Origin of the sequence: Micromonospora sp. D93, from assembly GCF_018070365.1 — a bacterium.
Classification (GTDB): domain Bacteria; phylum Actinomycetota; class Actinomycetes; order Mycobacteriales; family Micromonosporaceae; genus Micromonospora; species Micromonospora ureilytica.
This window is the reverse complement of sequence record NZ_JAGPXW010000058.1, coordinates 1-3,569: the sequence shown is the minus strand read 5'-3', so window position 1 is coordinate 3,569 and position 3,569 is coordinate 1. Positions and strand designations below refer to the sequence as shown.

The window sequence follows — 3,569 nt, the reverse complement described above, 5'->3', positions numbered from 1 at the left end:
GGCCGGGGGGGGCTGGGGCCGGACCGCGTCCCACCCGTGCGCCCCGACGTGCTAATCGTGCTGTGGGCCGAGTTGGCTGATCTCGTACCCGTCGGGGTAACTCCTGGCCTTGATCCCGTCGGCGAACAACGCCGTCGTCCGCGGCGTTCCCCACCAGCGTTGCCACCGCGAGCGGGTCTTCAAGGCCAGGTGCAACCCCGCCCGGACCGGCCAGGCCGGCGTGTCGACCCCCGTTGCGCGCCGCAGTGGCGCGTCGTACATGGCGCTGACCAGTGCGTTTCCCAGTGGCGTGAGCATCCGGGGGATCCGGGTGAGCATCAGCATGCGGGTGGCTCGTTCGATGGCCGCCGCGTCCTCGTTGGGTTGCAGGTGAGCGGCGTCGTGCGCGTCGAACCAGGTCTCGAACTCGTCGTACGACCCGGGGATGTCGGTGATGCCCATCCGTCGGCCGAGCTCCCGGTAGAACAGGTACGTGGCGTGGCGTTCGTGGCAGCAGGGTGGGCGCCAGCCGTACTCCTGCAACCAGCGGGTGGGGACCACGACCAGGCAGCCGAGGACGTAGCGGAAGTCGTCGTTGCTGATGTCGTACGGTCGGTGGATCTGGTTGACGCGTCGCAACGCGTCGCGGCCCCGAGGCTGTTCGAAGCCGTTGAGGACCATCTCGTACATCAGCAGGCCGGTGTCGTCGATCCGTTTCTGGGTGCGTTCGGTCAGCTCACCGGTGGTGGTGTGCACCTTCGCGATGGCGGGGACCGAGAACGACCGGTTGAAGGCGAGGTTGAGCCCGAGCTTCATGTCCCACGGAAACTCGTGGCGCAGCATGGTCTGGTAGATGGCCAGGTAGTCGCGCTCCGGGTCGAGAGCACGGGTACGGGTCAGGTTGTTGTAGCGGGCTCTCATCGGCGGGCGTCTCCAGCGGTGGGAAGGGGGTGGCCCGCGGCGATCGTCCGCGCGACCACCGGCGAGCGGGCGTAGACCTCGGTGACGAGCGTCAGCCAGGCGACCTCACCGGCGTAGCCACCGTCCGGGCGGTGCAGCTGGTCGGCGGGCTGCGGGTTCGCGGCCACCAGACCGTCGCCATGGCGACGCAGGGCGCAGGCCAGGTGGGCGGCCTCAATGGTTGCCTGCCGCTCCTCGGCGGTCAGCCCGGCCTGCTCGGCGAACCGTGCGGCCAGCGCCGTCACACTGATCTCCATGTAGGGGCGGAGCGCCAGGCGGCCGTCGCGGATCTCGGCCACCCGGCGGGTCAGCGCGTAGTCGGTGTCGCGGACGGCTGCCGGGCGTCGGCGCAGGGTGGGGTCGAGTTCGAGTTCGGGAAACGCCGCGACGAGGTCGCGCCAGAGTGGTTCGAGTCGTCGGTAGGAGTGGTAGTCCTCCCACCGACGGGTGACCTTGAGGGTGGGTCCCCACGCCGGCATGGTCAGGCCGATCGTGATGAGCAGAGCGCCGATGGTCACCAGGACCGCCGCTATCTGCCGCTCGCCGGCCGGTTGGTAGCCGGCCCAGTAGGCGACGAGATAGCCGATCTTGTTGGTGCTGTAGAGCAGGGCGAAGGCGGCGCCGATTGCGGTGATGCGCAGGCCACGGCGCAGCCAGGGCCGCCCGCAGATCTTCGCGAAGCTCCAGCACAGTCGGGTGATGTCGAAGCAGTAGGCGAAGAAACCGAGCAACAGGAAGATCAGCAGGTACGCGGTCACGACGGGGTCGGTCGCGTACTCGACCGTCAGGAGCACCGGATCGTCGTAGGTGAGGGTGTAGACGAACAGGCCGAGCATGACGAGAAACGCGCACGCGGTGACCCAGATCCACTTGCGGGCCCGGGCGGCGGCCGTCGCCGGGGGGAGCGCGAAGTGCAGGAGCATGATCTCGGCATTCGCCGAGATGGTCAGAGCGCCGGCATGGGCCATGACCTTGGCCAGGTTGGGCAGCCCCGACACCTGGTCGACCGCGGTCGCGATGGGCGGGATGGCGATCGTGATCCCGGCGGCGAACGCCCCGAGACCGAAGCAGATCGCGCGGCGGGCCTGGCTGGGATGCCGGCGCTGGAGTCGCACCATGTACCCGAGGGCGATCCAGCCGGCTACGGCGCACACGGCGTAGAGGACGGTGTCCATCTCGGCCCCTACCAGTGGGGATGTTCGAGTGAGTGCCGCAGTCGGCCGTACAGCTCAACGTCCTCGCCGTGCAACGGCGCGTCGTCCACGTCGCTGCGGTTGCCGCGGACCCGCCGGAGGAGCAGCGAACCGATCATTTCGGCTTCGCGTTCTTCGTCGGCTGCGTAGTTGCTGCGACCGAGGCTGCGCTGGACCAGCTGCGGGTCGAGGTCCGGTAGTAACAGCCGGGAGGCGTCCGCGTCCAGCACCTCGGTCGCCTGGTGGCCGGCGAGCAGGTGACCCAACTCGTGACCGATGATCAGCAACTGGTGCAGCGGCGAAGTGTCCTGCTCGAAGAAGATGGCGTCGAAGTCGCCGGTTGGCACGCACATCCCGCACACGGTCTGTGCCGGCAGCCTGAGCGGCACCAGGTGGATGGGCCGGCCACGCCGTTCGCCGAGGACGTCGCACAGCTTCTGGATGTCGAAGGGCTCGGGCACCTCAAGCTCGGCGACGAGCTGCTCGCAGCGCCTGCGTAGTCGGTGCAACCTCACGTCAGCGTTCTCCCGCTCGTCGGTGTACTGCCACCGAAGGATCTGCATGCTCAGCCGCGATCGGCCGGTGTGGAACTGGTCGTGCCAGTGCCGGCAGCTGCCGCTACGGCGCGCAGTCGGGCCACCATCTGTTCGATGAGCCGGGTGTCCGTCGCGGAGAGCCCGTTGTCGGCCAGCACCTGGCGCAGAGCCACCCGCTTGACATCCATCTGGCGCAGCTGGTTGAGCAGGGTGATCTGGTCCCGTATGCGGCGTGCTGCCGCGTCGTCGACGAAGTAGCCCGAGTTGACCCCGAAGGCGGCGGCCAGGGCGCGGACGTGTGAGGTGCGGGGATCGCTGGCCACGCCACGGCGCAACTCTCCGACGTAGGCGGCGCTGATCGTCACACCCGTATCGGCCGCCACTTCGTTGATCTTGTCGGCGATTTCCTTGTTTGTGTATCTGCGCCCCGGCTCGTCGGAGTCGCTGAGCTCGTCGGGCGTCGGGCGGATCTTGTCGAAGAGGTACTCCAACCTCGCGGCCAGCGTGTCGAGGGATGGCAGCTCCTGCTCTGCGTGCCGATCGTCAACCATGATTCTTCACCCTCCAGCCGCCTAAACGACAGTGTCGCAGATGCGCTACGCGGCGAAACAGATGTTGACACCTGCACGGAACGTGAGCGTATGCTCGCTCCTGTTTGGAGCAACGTGCGTTGAGTGCGAACACGATCGGCTCAACGCCCGTTGCGCGCCGGATGAGCATGCGGTCCGGCCGGCCGAGCCCGGGGGGAAGCCATCGGTGGGAGGGGTCAGCTCCGCGACGAGCACAACGGGGGCCCCTCCCGCCGCGGCACTGGCCGGCGTGTCGGTCGGTGGCGGCGGGACCCGCCCCGGCCCGGCCGCCGCTTGTTGGTGGGGGGTCGCTGGGCCGCGCTGGCAGAAGA

General features: G+C 68.6%; 4 protein-coding genes. All 4 read right to left on the bottom strand.

Translation table 11 applies throughout. The annotated features are described in order from the left end of the window. Positions 1-51: 51 nt before the first annotated feature. Genes KBX71_RS33385 through KBX71_RS33370 form a run of 4 tightly spaced genes read right to left on the bottom strand, consistent with a single transcriptional unit; the run spans position 52 to position 3,219 of the window. On the bottom strand, positions 52-900 hold the full coding sequence (locus KBX71_RS33385; RefSeq protein ID WP_210821667.1) for an oxygenase MpaB family protein: 849 nt from the start codon (positions 898-900) through the stop codon (positions 52-54). Then, positions 897-2,114 carry an MAB_1171c family putative transporter gene (locus KBX71_RS33380; protein WP_210821666.1) on the bottom strand — a complete coding sequence of 406 codons (1,218 nt, stop codon included), beginning with the start codon at positions 2,112-2,114 and terminating at the stop codon, positions 897-899. Before KBX71_RS33380 ends, KBX71_RS33385 begins: the two co-directional genes overlap by 4 nt. A gap of 8 nt (positions 2,115-2,122) precedes the next feature. Further along, the gene (locus tag KBX71_RS34165; RefSeq protein ID WP_240639279.1) at positions 2,123-2,695 is read right to left on the bottom strand and encodes an ImmA/IrrE family metallo-endopeptidase; all 573 of its coding nucleotides are present in this window, start codon (positions 2,693-2,695) and stop codon (positions 2,123-2,125) included. Between the two features lie 2 nt (positions 2,696-2,697). Next, complete coding sequence (locus KBX71_RS33370) at positions 2,698-3,219, bottom strand: hypothetical protein (protein ID WP_210821665.1); 522 nt, start codon at positions 3,217-3,219, stop codon at positions 2,698-2,700. Between the last annotated feature and the right edge of the window lie 350 nt (positions 3,220-3,569).